Below are 16,182 nucleotides of genomic sequence, written 5' to 3'. Positions count from 1 at the left end.
AACCGCCATGGCTGCCGAAATCCCGATGAAGCCTCCCATGCGGCGCCACATGCTGTTCGCGGTATCGGCATGCTTCGGCGTTTTGGCGCTCCTCACGGCGTTGCTGCTGCACGCCCCGCTCGCCTATTCGATCGGCGCCAACGCCTTCTTTGCCGCCTACGTCATCCTTGTCGTCGCCCAGATGCCGAAGTTCACCGGCAAATATCTGAGCAAAAATGCGCGCGCCACCGACCAGCCAGTGCTGGTCATCTTCGCCGTGACGCTCGTCGTCGTCGGTTTTGCCACCTTTTCGCTGTTCCAACTGATCAACCAGAAAGACAGCGCCCACCCTGTCGAACTCACCTTCGCGCTGCTGTCGATCCCGCTCGGCTGGTTCACCATCCATGCCATGGCAGCGCTCCACTATGCGCATGTCTACTGGATGGACGGCGATGCGGTCGATGCCGAGACCAAGAAGAAAATTCCGGTCGGCGGACTGCTGTTTCCTGGCGACAAGCGACCGGAAGGCTGGGATTTCCTCTACTTCTCGACCGTCATCGGCATGACGGCGCAGACCGCCGACACCAACATCTCGACGACGCATATGCGTTGTGTAGTGCTGGTCCATTCGATTCTGTCGTTCTTCTTCAACACCGTCATCGTCGCCGCAGCCGTCAACCTCGCCGTCAGCCTGGGCGCTCCGTAATAAATCCGTGATCGGATGAAACATTGGTTTGGATCGCGACGTATCAGGAGGACAATGCACGCGCAGGCCACGCCGCGAGGCCGGGAGACGAGACAAGATGGAATCCGTTGCCAGAAGCCAATCCGCCGCCGGTCCAGGCGCTTCGGCGTCGAACGAAAAAACGCTGATCTACCGGCAGTCGCGCTGGACGCGGCTGACGCATTGGCTTTGGGCCATCTCGCTGTTCTTCATGCTGCTGTCGGGCCTGCAGATCTTCAATGCCCGCCCGCAACTCTATATCGGCAAGCAGTCTGGCTTCGAGTACAACAACACCATCTTCGCCATCGGCGCGGAAAACACCAACACCGGGCCACGCGGCTACACGGAGATCTTCGGCAAGCGCTTCGACACCACCGGTGTGCTCGGCTGGTCGGGCCCGGCCGGCCAGGAGACGTCCCGCGCCTTCCCGTCCTGGGCGACGATCCCGTCCTACTATGATCTCGGCACCGCCCGCGTCGTCCATTTCTTCTTTGCCTGGATACTGACCACGACCTTGATCGTCTGGCTGGTCGCCAGCACTGTGAACGGCCATCTGCGGCGCGATCTCGCGCCGCGCCTCGATGATCTCAAGCGGCTGCCGCAGGACATCATCGACCACGCCAAGCTCAAATTCCACCACACGCGGGAATACAACACGCTGCAGAAGATGGCCTATGGCGGTGTGCTGTTCGTGCTGCTGCCGCTGATGATCATCACCGGCCTTGCGATGTCGCCCAGCATGAATTCGGTGCTGCCGTTCCTCAACGATCTGCTCGGTGGCCGGCAGACGGCGCGCACCATCCATTTCACCGTCATGGTGCTGCTGGTCGCCTTCTTCGTCGTCCATATCCTGATGATTCTCGCCGCCGGCCCGATCAACGAGCTGCGTTCCATCATCACCGGCTGGTATCGCACCGACCCTCCCGCGCATGACGACAAGACAGCCGAGAGGAGTGTGTAACATGGCGAAGTTTGAGATCAGCCGCCGCAAATTCCTGACCGGTGCCGGCCTTGGCGCCTCCGGCATCATGCTGTCGGGCTGCGATGCTTTCGACAGCCAGTTGAGCATTGGCGGCGGCCTGCGCAGCTTCCTCGAAAACGCCAATGGCCTGACATACCGGGCGCAACGCCTGCTTGCCGGACGCGATGCGCTGGCGCCGGAGTTTTCCGAGGCCGACATCCGCCAGCCGCAGCGGCCGAACGGGGTCACCGCTCCCGATGACGACGTCTACAAAGGCTTGCTCGCCAACAACTTCGCCGACTGGCGGCTGGAGGTTTCAGGCCTCGTCGAAAAGCCGCTGTCGCTTAGCCGCGAGCAGCTTCAGAACATGCCGAGCCGCACGCAGATCACGCGTCATGATTGCGTCGAAGGTTGGAGCTGCATAGCCAAATGGACCGGCACGCCGCTGTCGCTGGTGCTGGACCAGGCGGTGGTCAAGCCGCAGGCGCGCTACGTCATGTTCCATTGCCTCGACACGATCGACCGCAGCCTGTCGGGCGACATCAAATATTACGGCACCATCGACCTGATCGATGCCCGTCACCCGCAGACGATCCTTGCCTACGGCCTGAACGGCAAGCCGCTGCCGGTCGAGAACGGTGCACCGTTGCGCGTCCGCGTCGAGCGCCAGCTCGGCTACAAGATGCCGAAATACCTCTACAAGATCGAACTCGTCGACGGCTTCGCCACTGTCGGCGGCGGCAGGGGCGGCTATTGGGAAGACAATGGCTATGACTGGTACGGCGGGATCTGAACCGCATGCCGCAAACGCCGCGCCTCTGAGATGACTAGTGGCGAAACAGCTCGCCTTTTCCGGCAATCTGCTCACCAATGCCGCCAAGCCGCAGCATATGCCAGGCAAGTGCATGGTTGCTCGAGGTGACCGGTTTCCCCAGTTCCTTCTCGACCTCCTCGATGATCCGGGCAACGCGCATGCTCGTGCAGGAAACGAACACGGCCTCACAGTCGCTCGACGCGCCGATTTCCAAAATGGCCTGCTTGACCGATGCCGGCGTGATGCGCGCAACGACATTGTCGTCGGCCTCATTGAACGAGCCCATGACCGGAATATCCATCCCCCGCGCCATCAGCGATGCACGCAGGGAATGATTGATTTTGGCGAGATATGGGGTGAGCAGCGCGATCCGTGAGACGCCCAGGGCCTTCAGCGCGGCGCGCGCCGCCGTCACTGGGTTGGTCACCTGTACGCCCGGCAGCACCTCGTGGACGCGCGCGGCGACCTTGTCCTCGCCGATGACAAGTGCTCCCGACGTGCAGGCAAAGCCGATCACATCGAACTTGACGTCCGGCAAAAGCCCGACCGTGCCGGGGATCACCGCCGACATCTTCATCAGGTTCTCCGGCGTGATCTCGACATCGCTGTAGAGCCGCGCCTCGTACAGCGCGATGTCGCGCGCGGGCAGCGCATAGCGGAATTCATCCTCGATGGTCTGGTCGGTCCGAAGCACGAGCAGGCCGAGATTGGCGCGGGTGCCGATACCGTCATCTGTCTTGAATGGAATGTGTTCCTTGTCGAGGACAAGCGTGTCGTCGGCGCGGGTAACCGGGGCGTCCATGGTTCAGTCCCCTTCCTGATACCAATCGGAATTGTCGACAATAGAAACGGCAACATTGCCAAAGGTGTCAAGGGCTCCGTGCCGATTTTGGAGCCGGGAAACGCTGGAATTATGGGCCAAAGTAGATCGCTTGTCAGTCGCCGCCTTTGCGCCGTTGACAAAGATCGGCGTCTTCCTATTGAATTGTCGACAATAGAGCGACAGCCATTTGGGACAGCAATGCGCGTATTGATCTTGGGCGGGGGCGTGGTCGGGATCACCACTGCCTATCAGCTGCAAAAGGATGGCCACGCGGTCACCGTTCTCGAGCAGGCACCGCAGGTGGCCGAGGGCGCGAGCTGGGCAAATGCCGGCATGATCGCGCCTGGCCATTCCTTTGTCTGGTCATCGCCAGCCGCCCCAAAAATCCTGCTGAAGTCGCTGTTCCAGAAGGACCAGGCGCTTCGCTTCAAACTCTCCGCCGACCCGCATCTCTACAGCTGGTCGCTGCGCTTCCTCATGCAATGCACGGCCGCCAAAGCGCGTCGCAACACCCTCCTCAAACATCGGCTTGCGGTCCATTCCCAAGCGGTCCTTCAGGCGGTCGTCAGGGAGGAAGCGATACAGTACGACAGGACGTCGGCCGGCATTCTGTACTTCCACCGCAGCCGTCAGGCGCTCGACAAGGGCGTCGCCAACATGCGCCTGCTGGAGGCTGACGGCCAGGAGATACGCATTGTCGACGCGCAGGAAATCATTGACCGCGAGCCGGCGCTGGCTTCGTCGCGCGGCAGCATTGCCGGCGGCATATTGTGTCCGACCGACGAAACCGGCGACGCCGCCAAGTTCGCGCGCGTGCTGGCGGCCATCGTCGAAAAGAGGGGCGGCAAGATCCTGACGGACACCAGGATCGTCGGGATAGAACGCAGGAACGACGCGATCACCCGGGTCGTCACCGACAAGGGAGAGGTGTTGGCCGACACCTACGTTCTGTGCCTGGGCGCGGAAAGCCCGATCCTCGCCCGCAAGATCGGCCTTGGCCTGCCGATCTACCCGATCAAGGGATATTCCCTGACCATTCCCATCGTCGACCAGGTCCTGGCTCCAAAGCTTCCCGTGATCGATGAGCACAACCTCGTTGCCATCACGCCGATGGGCGATCGCATCCGCGTCACCGCCACCGCGGAATTTGCGGGCTATGACCGCAGCCACGAGCCTTCGGATTTCACCTTCATGAAGCGCGTCGCGCAGGAGCTGTTTCCGCGCGGTATCGCCTATGATCGCGCCGAGATGCGGGCCTGTCTGAGACCCATGACGCCCGACAATCTGCCGATCCTCGGCCTGCGCAACATCAAAAACCTCTGGCTGAACACCGGTCACGGCCATATCGGCTGGACGATGGCGCATGGATCGGCCCGCATCGTCGCCGATCTGATCGCCGGCCGAGCTGCACCAATCGCCCTCGATGGTATCCTTCCCACACAGGCGCGGTTCGCCGAACCAAGCGCCGCAAAGGCTTGACCGACGCCATGCTCCGACCCAGGCAAAGCAACCAGGACAACAATGCGGCGTTGGCATCCAAGCCGATCAAGACCGGCCCGCGTGTCTATGAAGAGATCCGTCGCATGGCGATGGACTATCGCTTCAAGCCGAACGAGCGCATCAACGAAGTGGCGCTTGCCGCGAGGCTGAATGTCAGCCGCAGCCCGATCCGGGAGGCCCTCCAGCGGCTGGTCACGGAGGAACTCATCACCTTCCAGACCAATCGCGGCTTCTTCTGCCGCGGCTTCGATGTCGACGAGGTCGTCAATCTTTCCGATGTGCGGGCCGTGCTCGAGGAGCGCTCCGTCAGGCTGGCGGTCCAGCGCGCGACCAATGAGGAACTCGCCGCGCTCGTCGACTGGTGGACGCGCACCATGGCGCGCGCCGACTCATTTTCCAGCACTGAGCTGACCGCCAGGGACGAGGAATTTCACATCCGCATCGCCAGGCTGTCAGGCAATCCCGAACTGGCGCGCATGCTCGAAGGCATCAACACGCGCATCCATTTCGTCCGCAAGATCGAAGTGGAGAAGCACCGGCGACTGTCGACGACCTATACCGAACACAGCGAGATCGCCCGGGCCATGGTCAGCCGCGATGCCGACAGGGCAGCCAGGCTCATGCATGACCATATCGCCATCAGTGTCGCCGACGCCATGTCGACCGTTCGCGAAGGCCTGGCCCGGATATATATCGATATCGGCCAGATCTGATCAGGCAACCCTTTGCCGGTCAGGCGACCTTGTCGAGCAGCGGCCTCAGCGCCGGGTGGATTTCCGGCGAGGCGTGCTTGATCAGGGTCAGCAGCGCGCGTTCGTTCTCGTAGAGAGGCCTGTCCACGCCGATATGCTCGATCAACCAGCCGGCTTCGCCGGCATCGATCGTCTCGGCGCGGCGCGCCAGGGCCTCGGCCGCCCTGTTCTTGGCTTCCCACTCGGCCTCGATGTCGCCTGGAGACCGATAGGCCTCCATGATGCCGGCAAGGCCGCCGGAGATCATGCGGCTGAAGAAGCCGCCGATTTCCGGGTCGGCATGTTCGAGAAAGGCATCACGACGCAGCGCCACATCGCGCGTCGGCGCTTCATAACCGGCCGAGCACATGACGAAATTGGCAATCGCCTTGACGAACAGCTCATTCCAGGACGGATCGTTGTGTCCTTGAGCAGTCCGCTCATTGATCTTGAACAGCACCTCTGCCTCGGCGCGCGTGATGGCAATGTTGCCGTCGCCGCCATGAGCATGGAGTATCCGGCGCAGCAATTCGACCTCGGCCTTGGCGATCAACCCAGGGACCAGCGCACCGCCGAGCATCAGCGGCCCCTTGCCGTCGATGACGGCATGCGCAACCTGTTGCAGCGCATAGACGCAAAGCTGGCCCGGCGACGATCTCGCCTCTTCCAGCACGTGGACCAGCAATTCGAGCTCGGTCCGGCTGTCGACCATGCCATCGCGAGAGATCGTACGGATCAGCCAATCGGCATTGTCCTGCGAGATATAGCCCGACGGCTTTTCCTGGTGGACGATATAGTCGGTAACCGCCTCGATGAAGAAAGGCGGCCATTCCCGGCATTTGTCCTTGGCCGTGGCGTCGAGCGCAAACAGCGCCTCGGCCTCGCCGCGCGTCACCACGCCGTCGCCGAACACCTCATGGCGCAGCATCGCCACGTCCTCAGCAGCGATGCTGCTTTTCGAGGTCAGCCCGGCCACCGGCGCGCTCATGATCAATTCGCCCATTTGTCGTCCCCGTCCGCTGCCGGCAAGGCCGGCCCCATAGCGTCATGCCTGCCAACATATCAGCAGTGTCTTGAAAAACCGGCAAACGGCGTGGTTAGCGAAGACTTGTCGGCCAATGCATGTCGCCCAAAACTGTGCAGCGGTTTTGGGTGAACGACATGCATCAAAACAAAGAGCTAAAGCGCATCGCCTGAAGCCGTTTCAGCGCAACGCGCTTTAGATGTCGCTGACAGGTGACAAGCCGTCGCGCACAAGCTATGGATGGCGCGTCGAGGACTCAGGGTCTGAGTCCTACCTGTTTGCGGGAGAGAGCAGCGAAAGCTGCCGCCGAAGGGGAAATCGCCCGAAATCTCTCAGGCAAAAGAACCGTAGACGGGAAAGACACTCTGGAAAGTCGGGGCTTGCCCCCGCGCCGAAGGTGTAAGCGCCGCTGACAGAGTTCCGGTTGCGCGAGTCTCTCAGGCTTCAGACAGAGGGGCACGGACTGGTCGCCATTCGCGACCGATTGCGTGCGACTCTGGAGACGACATGACGGGCGACGACACAAAACACCTTCCTCTCGAAGATATCCACATGGCCGCCGGTGCGCGCTTTGGCGCCTTTGCCGGCTGGTCGATGCCGCTGACCTATCCGGCCGGCGTCATGAAGGAACACCTTCGCACCCGCGAGCAGGCCGGCCTGTTCGACATCTCGCATATGAAATTGTTCGAGGTGAGCGGACCCGAGGCGGTTTCGCTGCTCAACCGCGCTTGCCCACTGGATGCCGGCGCGCTCGAGATCTCGCATTCCAAACTGTCCTTCTTCCTCAATGAAGCAGGCGGCATTCTGGACGATCTGATCGTCACCAGGCTTGGCGATATCAGGTTCATGGTGGTCGCCAATGCCGGCAACGCCGTGGCCGACGAAAAGCATTTGCGTGCGCTTGCCGCTGATTTCGACGCCAGGGTCGAGCCGCTCGACCGCGTCTTCCTCGCCATCCAGGGTCCTGAGGCCTGGGCTGCTCTTTCCCGCGCCGGCATCGAGACCGGTTCGCTGCTGTTCATGCACGGGGTCGAACCGCGCAAGAACTGGTTCATGAGCCGCTCAGGCTATACAGGCGAGGACGGTTTCGAAATCGGCCTGCCGGAGGCCGATGCGCGCGATCTCGTCGCGAAGCTGCTCGGCGATGAACGCGTGCTGTGGATCGGACTGGCCGCCCGCGACAGCCTGCGGCTGGAGGCAGGGCTCTGCCTGCATGGTCAGGACATCACGCCGGAGATCGATCCGGCCAGCGCCGCCTTGATGTGGGCCATCCCGAAGGACGTTCGCGCTTCCGGTGCTTTCATCGGCGCCGACGCGCTCCGCGCCGCCGTGGAACGAGGCCCTGCGCAAAAGCGCGTCGGGCTGAAGCCGGAAGGCCGCCAGCCGGTGCGCGCCGGTGCCGCGCTCTTTGATGCCGACGGCAATCCCGCCGGCCATGTCACGTCGGGCGGCTTCGGCCCCTCGGCCGGCCATCCGGTCGCCATGGGCTATGTCGCGGCACCGCTGGCCAAGCCAGGAATACGGGTCTTCGCCGATGTGCGAGGCACGAAAATCCCAGTCGACATCAGCTCCCTGCCCTTCACACCACATCGCTACCGCAAAGGATGATCTCAATGGCAACGACCTATTTCACATCAGATCACGAATGGCTCCGCGTCGAGGGTGGCATCGCCACCGTCGGCATCACCGACTATGCCCAAGAGCAGCTCGGTGACCTCGTCTTCGTCGAACTGCCGGAGACCGGAAAGAAATTGACCAAGGGCGATACCGCCGTCGTGGTCGAATCCGTCAAGGCGGCTTCCGATGTCTACGCGCCGGTCGATGGCGAGATCACCGAAGCCAACGGCACGCTGTCGTCGGACCCGTCGCTGGTCAATTCGGCGGCAACCGGGGCCGGCTGGCTGTGGAAGATGAAGCTTGCCGACGCAAGCCAGCTCGCGGGCCTCATGGATGAGGCCGCCTACAAAGCCCATATCGGCTGATATCAGGACGGATTGACATGACCGCAGCACTCACTCCCTTCTCGGCCCGCCATATCGGCCCGAGCGTCAACGATGTCAGAGCCATGCTTGCCGTGATCGGCGTTCCGTCCGTCGAGACGCTGATCAGCCAGGCCGTGCCACAGTCGATCCGCCTCGACTTGCCACTGACCCTGCCCGCACCGGCCAGCGAAGCGGAAGCGCTGGCCGAATTGTCGGCGACCATGGCCAAGAATACGGTGCTGAAGAGCTTCATCGGCGCCGGCTATCACGGCGTCCATGTGCCACCGGTGATCCAGCGCAATTTGTTCGAGAACCCGGCCTGGTACACGGCCTACACGCCGTATCAGGCCGAGATCAGCCAGGGCCGGCTCGAAATGCTGTTCAATTTCCAGACGCTGGTCACTGAACTGACAGGCCTGCCGGTAGCGTCGGCCTCGCTGCTCGATGAGGCGACCGCCGTGGCAGAAGCAGTCGGCATTGCGCTGCGCCACCACCGCGACAAGCGCACCAAGATCGCACTTGCCGGCACGCCACATCCGCAGACGCTGGACGTTGTGCGTACCCGCGCCGAGCCGCTCGGCATCGAGATCGACGGCGAGACGATCGACGACAACACCGCTGCTTTGCTCGTCTCCTGGCCGGATACGTTTGGCGTCTATGGCGACCACAAGGCGGCGATCGACAAAGCGCGTGCGACCGGCGCCATCGTCGTCTTCATCGCCGACCCGCTCGGCCTGGCGCTGACCGATGCGCCGGCGAAACTTGGCGCCGACATTGCCGTCGGCCCGATGCAGCGTTTTGGCGTGCCGATGGGCTTTGGCGGGCCGCACGCCGCCTATTGCGCCGTCTCCGACAGGCTGACGCGACTGATGCCCGGCCGCCTCGTCGGCCAGTCGACAGACAGCAAGGGGCGTCCCGGCTACCGGCTTGCCTTGCAGACACGCGAACAGCATATCCGCCGCGACAAGGCGACCTCCAACATCTGCACCGCGCAGGCGCTGCTCGCCAACATGGCGACCGCCTATGCGATCTGGCATGGCCCCGCCGGGCTGCAGGCGATTGCCGGGCGCATCCACACGCTGGCCAATCGTCTGGCAAGCGGCCTCGAAGCGGCAGGCGTGTCGGTGATCGGTGCCAGCCGTTTCGACACGGTGACGGTGGAGACCAAGGGCAAGGCGGCGCAGATCGCCACTGCGGCTGAAAAGACCGGCCGGCTGCTGCGCGTCATCGATGCCGACCATGTCGGCATCAGCTTCGACGAGACCTCGACCGATGCCGATCTCGATGCGATCGCGGCCCTGTTCGGCGCCAAGGCCGCTCCGTCGGCCGACAGCACGGTGCCCGGCAAGCCGCGCGGCAAGGAATTCATGACCCAGCCTGTTTTCCGCGAAAACAAGTCGGAAACCGAGATGATGCGCTTTCTGCGCCGGCTGGCCGACAAGGACCTAGCGCTCGACCGCACCATGATCCCGCTGGGATCCTGCACCATGAAGCTCAACGCGGCGGCGGAAATGATGCCGGTAAGCTGGCCTGAGATCGCCAATTTGCATCCCTTCGCGCCGGCAAGCCATTCGGCCGGCTATCGCGCCATGATCGGCGAACTGGAAGGATGGCTGTCGGAGATCACCGGCTTCGACGCCGTCAGCCTGCAGCCCAATGCCGGCAGCCAGGGCGAGTATGCCGGCCTGCTTGCAATCCGCGCCTATCATCGCTCGCGCGGCGAAGGCCATCGCACCGTCTGCCTGATCCCTTCCTCCGCGCATGGCACCAATCCGGCGAGTGCGGCGATGGCCGGCATGAGCGTTGTCGTCGTGCGCTGCCTGGAGGACGGCAATATCGACATGGACGATATGAGGGCCAAGGCCAACGAGCATTCCAAGAATCTCGCGGCGCTGATGTTCACCTACCCCTCGACACATGGCGTCTACGAGGAAGGTGCACGCCACCTCTGCGCGCTGATCCACGAGCATGGCGGCCAGGTCTATTTCGATGGCGCCAACCTCAACGCCCTGGTCGCCTTGGCGCGGCCCGCCGATATCGGCGCCGACGTCTGTCATATGAACCTGCACAAGACCTTCTGCATCCCGCATGGCGGCGGTGGCCCGGGCATCGGTCCGATCGGCGTCAAGGCGCATCTGCAGCCCTATCTGCCAGGCCATGTCACCGAGGGTTCGGCGCATGCCGTGTCGGCCGCGCCATTCGGCAGCGCTTCGATCCTGCCGATCACCTGGATGTATATCCGCATGATGGGCGCCGCCGGACTGAAGCAGGCGACGGAGACCGCCATCATCTCGGCCAACTACGTGGCGACACGGCTCGCGCCGCACTTCCCGCTTCTCTACAAGGGCAGGCACGATCGCATCGCGCATGAATGCATCCTCGACACCCGCGTGCTCAAGGACAGCGCCGGCATCAGCGTCGACGACGTCGCCAAGCGTCTGATCGACTACGGCTTCCACGCGCCGACCATGTCCTTCCCGGTCGCCGGCACGCTGATGGTGGAGCCGACCGAATCCGAGCCCAAGCGGGAACTCGACCGCTTCTGCGAGGCGATGATCGCCATCGCAGGCGAGGCGGCGAAAGTCGCCAAGGGCGAATGGCCTTTGGCCGACAATCCGCTGGTCAACGCGCCGCACACCGCCGCCGAGGTGCTGGCCGGCCAGTGGACCCATCCCTACTCGCGCCTGGAGGCGGCCTATCCCGCCGGCGACGCCGACATGGCAGCCAAATACTGGCCGCCGGTGTCACGCATCGACAATGTCGCCGGCGACCGCAACCTGGTCTGCTCGTGCCCGCCCCTGTCGGACTATCTGGGAGCGGCCGAATAAACTCTCAGACTACGCTGAGCGCAAGGCCGGCTCGACCGGGTCGGCCTTGCTCATTCTTTTGCGGCTGATGACGCAATTTCGTCCGGCGCGTTTGGCGGCATAGAGCGCCGCGTCGGCCTCGGCGAGCACGTTGTCCAGGCTGCTGCCGCTTGCCTCGCCAAAGCCGATGCCGCCGCTAACCGTGCTGCGCAACTTGCCGAGCTGAGTGGCAACAATTTCGGTGCCGAAGGCAACGCCGATCTTGCTGGCGAGATCGTAGGCCTTTTCGTCCGTCATCCGCGACATGACGATTGCGAACTCCTCGCCGCCCAGGCGAAAGGCGTCGACGCCGGTCCTGGCGTATCTCTTGATGACAGCAGCAAAACGGCACAAAACCTGATCCCCGACCGGGTGACCATAGACATCGTTCGTCCGCTTGAAGTGGTCGAGGTCGAACATCACGATGGACATGAACGGACCGAAACTCCGCTCGCCGTAGAGCGACATCAGCCCTCGCCGGTTCATCAACCCCGTGAGTGGGTCGGTCATGGTCTCCGCCTTCAGCTCGATCTGCGCCTGCAGATGGTGGAGGGAGAGCGTCAATGCGCCGAGCCCGGTCATGCAGGCCACCGCCACGACGGAATTCAGTCGTTCGGCCCAGTTGTCGGGCGCGACCGCGAGCGTCCATTGCCCCTTGCTCAGCAGAACCACGCCGCAGAGCGCGAACGACACCGCGCAGGTGCCGCTCAGAAACGAAACCACCAGCAGGATGCGGCGATCGTGACTGCCGTTGATCCAGAACATGATACCGATCGCCGACAGCAGCGCCGTCACCGTGGTGTAGGTGATGATGAAGCCGACGCCATCAAGGCCCAGAAAGGTCACGGCGGCACAGATGGCCATGGCGGCAAGCGCCGGTGCAATGGCGCGTCTGTAGCCGTGCACGCCCAGATATTGCATGGCCGACACGCAGAGGATCAGAAACCCTAGGGTGAGCAGCGCAAGCACGATCTGACAGAGCAGCGGATCGGGATCCTTGGTGTATCGCCAGAACAGGATCACATGCGCGACCAGCACCAGAATGCCGCACGCCACCGTCAGCACGAAGCCTGCCTTGGGCGCGGTGAACCAGATCGCAAACATGGTGACGCTGAGGCAGATGCCCGACAGCGCGGCTGCGAGCAGGAGCGAACTGAAGTCCAGCATATCGGGCAAGGGCCTCTCGAGCGTCGGCGGTTACGCCGTATTCTAGGTCAGCGGCAGCCCTCAGACATGGTTTTCCGCCGATCTTTCGACGCAACCTGCCGATAGGGTTTACAAAGCGTCGATGCCTCATGTCCCGAAACCGGACCTGGGACGCAACGACCGGATCAACCCTTGTTCAAGAGAGCGAGGTTGGCGTTGACGACAGTAGGATCGGCCATGCCGGCCTTCGCTTCGAGCAGCAGCGCCTTGGCCTTCTTGCGATTGCCGCGCAGCAGTTGCGAATAGCCCATGTTGTTGACGATCTGCGGCTTGCGGCCGGCGACTTTCAAAAGCTGGCCGTAGGCACGGTCGGCGAAGTCGAAGCGGCCGAGTTCGTCATAGGAAGCAGCGAGCCCCATCCAGGCCTCCGCATTGTCGGCCTTCAACTCGACGGCCTTGCGAAAGTGCTTTTCGGCGAGGCCGTAATTGGCGTCGCGAAACTGCGCCTTGCCTTGCGCCAGATCGGAGGTGTCGATGTCTTTTGCCGCCGGTTGGATAGCGGTGGTCTTGGTCGTGTCGACGCCACTCGACGTACAGCCAGACATCATCAAGACGGCCGCCAGCGCGGCCATTGCCGTGAACTTACTGTGACGCATGCCCCTGCCTCATCGCCCGATTTGCCGGGTCGTTCTTCAGGAGACACATTATATCAGCGACGCTTAAACTTTGGTGCCGAAACGTCACCAAAATTTGGTTTCGGGCACACCAGCCATTAACCACGGATGCCAGCTGCGTTTTCACGGCGGCCCCAGCGCCTTGAGCGGCTCCGGAACCGGATAGCGGCTGCCGTCATAGCGCAGCCGATAGGTCCGCGTCACAGACTTGCCGGGGTGGGATTGGCACTCGCCATCCTTGTCGACAGAAGGTTCGTCGGTATCGGTCCGCTCGACCGCGGTGATGTCGTGATAGTCGTGGTGACTCGCCCGGCTCATCGCCAGGCTGACCTGGCTGGAATGAAAGGATCCGGCGCAATTGCTATCGCCTTCACCGCCATTGCCGGCCACGACGAGGCCGTCGAGCACCATCCGCAGGGCATCGTCGTCGAGGGCATAGAGCCGCAGGCCGGTTTGACTGAAGGGATTGACCTGCGAATGATTTGCCATGTCGATGCGCAGGCCAAAGGCCGTGACTTTGGGCGCCAGCCCATAACGGCCGGTATCGAATTCGATGCCGCGGATGGCGATGGCATCGTCGCTCATCAGCCCGGGCTGCAGCAGGCGCTGGCGCACCTGCTGGCTCTTCCTGTCGACGACCAGAAGCTCGATATCGCCAACATGCTGGCCTTCGACGGATTGGGCGCTGTCGATCAAAGGCACTGCGACCAACAGCAGGTTGTCGTGAGCGGGCCAGATCTTGCACACCAGCCCAGGCGGGTCATAGTCCGAGTGCGTCAGGGCGATGCTGGTGTGAGGCTCAAGCGTGAACGAGGCGCCGTCGGCGCTCTTTCGAGCCTTGGGATAGGCCTGCTGCACCAAGGCGGCAGCATCGCCGCAATCGCTGGCCGCAGCCCAGGCGGGCGACAAACTGGCCGCAGCGAAGCCGAGAAAGAGGATGCGCAACAGCATTCGCATGGGCTTCTCACGTTATAGGGCCGAGTTCGGGCAGGATGCAGAACAATGGGTTGTCAGCCCCTCGTTGGGGCTTTCGTGGGGCGCTCGCTAGTGCGCCGTCATTTTGACGATGACTGGAATCGCCGCAATCATCAACACCACCGGCAGGATGCACACCACCACCGGCACCGACATCTTGGCCGGCAGGGCGTGCGCCTTTTCCTCGGCGAGCGACATGCGCTTGTGGCGCATGTCGTCGGAAAAGACGCGCAGCGCTCCTGACAGGCTGGTGCCGAGTTCCTTGGACTGTTGCAGCAGCGTGGCGAAGGAGCGCACCTCGTCCAGGCTGAGGCGGTCGGCGAGCGCCTTCAGCGCATCGTCAAGGCTGCGCCCGGCCCGCAGCTCCAGCGACACCAGCTGCAGGTTCTGGCTCAGCGCCGGATAGGTCTTGGCGAGTTCCTTCGAGACGCGCTCGATGCCGGCCTCCATGCTCATGCCGGCGTCCGAGCAGACGATCATCAGGTCCATGAAATCGGGAAAGCCGTTGCGGTATTCACGCCTGCGTTCCCGCACTTTCTGGCTCAGCACGAGGCCGGGCAGGAAATAGCCGGCCGCTCCCGACAGGATGACGAATGTCCAGCGGCTGGCCATCGTCGCGTCCGGGCTGGCCATCCACCGGTTGAGCACAAACACGCCGATTGCCGTGCCGATCATCGCGGTGAAGCGGATCAGGAAGAACATGCCGACAGCGCGCGGCTCCATATATCCCGCCTGGATGAGCTTCATGCGCAGCCGGGCGACATTTTCCGGATCGCTCTTGGCGTAGAATTCCTGGGCCCGCTTCACCGCCTTCTCGCGCACGACGCCGGTATTCTTCTTCTGCACCGGCTCGGGCTTTGCGGCCACCGGACCGTTGTCGACCCTGAGCCGGCGCATGACCTCATTGCGATCGCCCTTCGCCGCCATCATCGGCCATGCAACAGCGGCAGCGCCCGCAGCCAGCAGCAGAATGGCCACCGGCATCAACGAGGTCGGCGCGAGCGAGGCGAGGAATTCGATGAAACCCTGCATGTCAGAACTTGAAATTCGACATTTTGAACATCATAAAATTGCCCAGCATCAGCCAGGTGATCGACCCGCCAAGCAGGTACCAGGTCTTCGGCTCACCCCAGACGTCGCGATAGAAGCTCGGCATCAGCGCCATGATAGCGGTAAACAGCAACGCCGGCACCGCCGTCAGGATGTAAGCCGACATCCGGCCCTCTGTCGCGATGGCGCGCACCTTGCGGCGCAGCTTGCCGCGCTCGCGGATCGTCAGCGCCAGGCCGTCGAGGATCTCGCGCAGATTGCCGCCCGAACTGGTCTGGATCGAGACCGCGGTGACGAACAGCGGCAGATCCTCCTGGCCGACCCGGTCGAACAGCGAGTTCAGCGCCGAAACCAGATCGGAGCCATAGGTCACTTCGTCGGCGATGACGCCGAACTCGGTGCCGATCGGGTCGGGCATCTCGCGCGCCACCATGGCGATCGCCACCGGCACCGGATGGCCGGCCTTCAGGCCACGCGTGATCAGTTCCAGGGCCTCCGGCAGCTGCATGCCGAACCGCTTCAGCCGGCGCTTGCGCTTGAAACGCAACGTCAGCACCGGCAGCACCGGCACGAGCACCACAAACAGCCCAAGTCCCATCAGCGGTGGCAAGCCGTACCAGATGGCGACCAGACCAGCGGCGAATGCCACGCCGCAGGTGATCATCAGGAATTTCGACAGCGGCATGATCATGCCCGACTGGGTTCGCAGAGCGCGGAATCGGTCCGGCGAAAACAGCGGCGTACCCGCCTCAAGGCCCCGCTCCTTGCGCAGCTGGACGAGCACCTGCTCCTGCCTGATCTTGTTTTCCTGCAGCTTCATGCGCCGGTTGATGGCGGTGCGCTTGTCGCTGCGGCCGGCATAAAGCAGGTAGCAGGCCTCGGCGATCAGGATGCCGGTCAGTGCAGCCGCGGCATAGACGACGTAGATCGCGCTGAGCCCGTCGAACACTTGG

The 16,182-nt window shown here is 63.0% G+C and carries 15 protein-coding genes and 1 riboswitch; of the genes, 8 read left to right on the top strand and 7 right to left on the bottom strand.

Annotated features, from left to right (window positions below):
* Window positions 1–7 precede the first annotated feature (7 nt).
* The 3 genes from HB777_10590 (at window position 8) to HB777_10580 (ending at window position 2,457) form a co-directional block, all read left to right on the top strand.
* The gene (locus HB777_10590; protein QND64312.1) at window positions 8–685 is read left to right on the top strand and encodes a DUF1345 domain-containing protein; all 678 of its coding nucleotides are present in this window, start codon (window positions 8–10) and stop codon (window positions 683–685) included.
* Window positions 686–782: 97 nt separating this feature from the next.
* The gene (locus tag HB777_10585; protein QND64311.1) at window positions 783–1,664 is read left to right on the top strand and encodes a cytochrome b/b6 domain-containing protein; all 882 of its coding nucleotides are present in this window, start codon (window positions 783–785) and stop codon (window positions 1,662–1,664) included.
* Window position 1,665: 1 nt separating this feature from the next.
* The gene (locus HB777_10580; GenBank protein ID QND64310.1) at window positions 1,666–2,457 is read left to right on the top strand and encodes a molybdopterin-dependent oxidoreductase; all 792 of its coding nucleotides are present in this window, start codon (window positions 1,666–1,668) and stop codon (window positions 2,455–2,457) included.
* A gap of 34 nt (window positions 2,458–2,491) precedes the next feature.
* Here the strand turns inward: HB777_10580 and HB777_10575 are convergent, their stop codons facing one another.
* Entirely contained in the window at window positions 2,492–3,280 is a 789-nt protein-coding gene (locus HB777_10575) for an Asp/Glu racemase (protein ID QND64309.1), read from the bottom strand.
* 219 nt (window positions 3,281–3,499) lie between these two features.
* Between HB777_10575 and HB777_10570 the strand changes: the two genes are divergently transcribed.
* Together HB777_10570 and HB777_10565 are read left to right on the top strand one after the other, a co-directional pair.
* Window positions 3,500–4,780, top strand: a complete 1,281-nt coding sequence (locus HB777_10570) for a D-amino acid dehydrogenase (protein ID QND64308.1) — start codon at window positions 3,500–3,502, stop codon at window positions 4,778–4,780.
* An 8-nt stretch (window positions 4,781–4,788) separates the two neighbouring features.
* The gene (locus HB777_10565; GenBank protein QND64307.1) at window positions 4,789–5,514 is read left to right on the top strand and encodes a GntR family transcriptional regulator; all 726 of its coding nucleotides are present in this window, start codon (window positions 4,789–4,791) and stop codon (window positions 5,512–5,514) included.
* 19 nt (window positions 5,515–5,533) lie between these two features.
* Here the strand turns inward: HB777_10565 and HB777_10560 are convergent, their stop codons facing one another.
* Window positions 5,534–6,535, bottom strand: a complete 1,002-nt coding sequence (locus HB777_10560; protein ID QND64306.1) for a hypothetical protein — start codon at window positions 6,533–6,535, stop codon at window positions 5,534–5,536.
* A gap of 292 nt (window positions 6,536–6,827) precedes the next feature.
* A riboswitch (glycine riboswitch) is annotated at window positions 6,828–6,914 on the top strand.
* 149 nt (window positions 6,915–7,063) lie between these two features.
* Between HB777_10560 and gcvT the strand changes: the two genes are divergently transcribed.
* The 3 genes from gcvT to gcvP are packed head-to-tail and all read left to right on the top strand — an operon-like array spanning window position 7,064 to window position 11,366.
* Complete coding sequence (gcvT, locus tag HB777_10555; protein QND64305.1) at window positions 7,064–8,164, top strand: glycine cleavage system aminomethyltransferase GcvT; 1,101 nt, start codon at window positions 7,064–7,066, stop codon at window positions 8,162–8,164.
* Between the two features lie 5 nt (window positions 8,165–8,169).
* Entirely contained in the window at window positions 8,170–8,538 is a 369-nt protein-coding gene (gene gcvH, locus HB777_10550) for a glycine cleavage system protein GcvH (GenBank protein QND64304.1), read from the top strand.
* Window positions 8,539–8,555: 17 nt separating this feature from the next.
* On the top strand, window positions 8,556–11,366 hold the full coding sequence (gene gcvP / locus HB777_10545; protein ID QND64303.1) for an aminomethyl-transferring glycine dehydrogenase: 2,811 nt from the start codon (window positions 8,556–8,558) through the stop codon (window positions 11,364–11,366).
* Between the two features lie 9 nt (window positions 11,367–11,375).
* Here the strand turns inward: gcvP and HB777_10540 are convergent, their stop codons facing one another.
* From HB777_10540 to HB777_10520, 5 genes are all read right to left on the bottom strand, one after another.
* Window positions 11,376–12,551 carry a GGDEF domain-containing protein gene (locus HB777_10540; protein ID QND68728.1) on the bottom strand — a complete coding sequence of 392 codons (1,176 nt, stop codon included), beginning with the start codon at window positions 12,549–12,551 and terminating at the stop codon, window positions 11,376–11,378.
* Between the two features lie 164 nt (window positions 12,552–12,715).
* A complete protein-coding gene (locus HB777_10535) occupies window positions 12,716–13,186 on the bottom strand; it encodes a hypothetical protein (protein ID QND64302.1) in 471 nt (156 codons plus the stop codon).
* A gap of 141 nt (window positions 13,187–13,327) precedes the next feature.
* Window positions 13,328–14,161: a hypothetical protein gene (locus tag HB777_10530; GenBank protein ID QND64301.1), complete on the bottom strand. Its 834-nt coding sequence runs from the start codon at window positions 14,159–14,161 to the stop codon at window positions 13,328–13,330.
* Between the two features lie 87 nt (window positions 14,162–14,248).
* Window positions 14,249–15,211, bottom strand: coding sequence for a type II secretion system F family protein (locus HB777_10525; GenBank protein QND64300.1), 963 nt, complete (start codon window positions 15,209–15,211; stop codon window positions 14,249–14,251).
* Window position 15,212: 1 nt separating this feature from the next.
* Complete coding sequence (locus HB777_10520; GenBank protein ID QND64299.1) at window positions 15,213–16,178, bottom strand: type II secretion system F family protein; 966 nt, start codon at window positions 16,176–16,178, stop codon at window positions 15,213–15,215.
* Window positions 16,179–16,182 lie beyond the last annotated feature (4 nt).

Source organism: Mesorhizobium loti, from assembly GCA_014189435.1.
Classification (GTDB): domain Bacteria; phylum Pseudomonadota; class Alphaproteobacteria; order Rhizobiales; family Rhizobiaceae; genus Mesorhizobium; species Mesorhizobium loti_G.
Note: the sequence above shows the minus strand (reverse complement) of the source record. Positions and strands in the feature narration are given on the sequence as shown.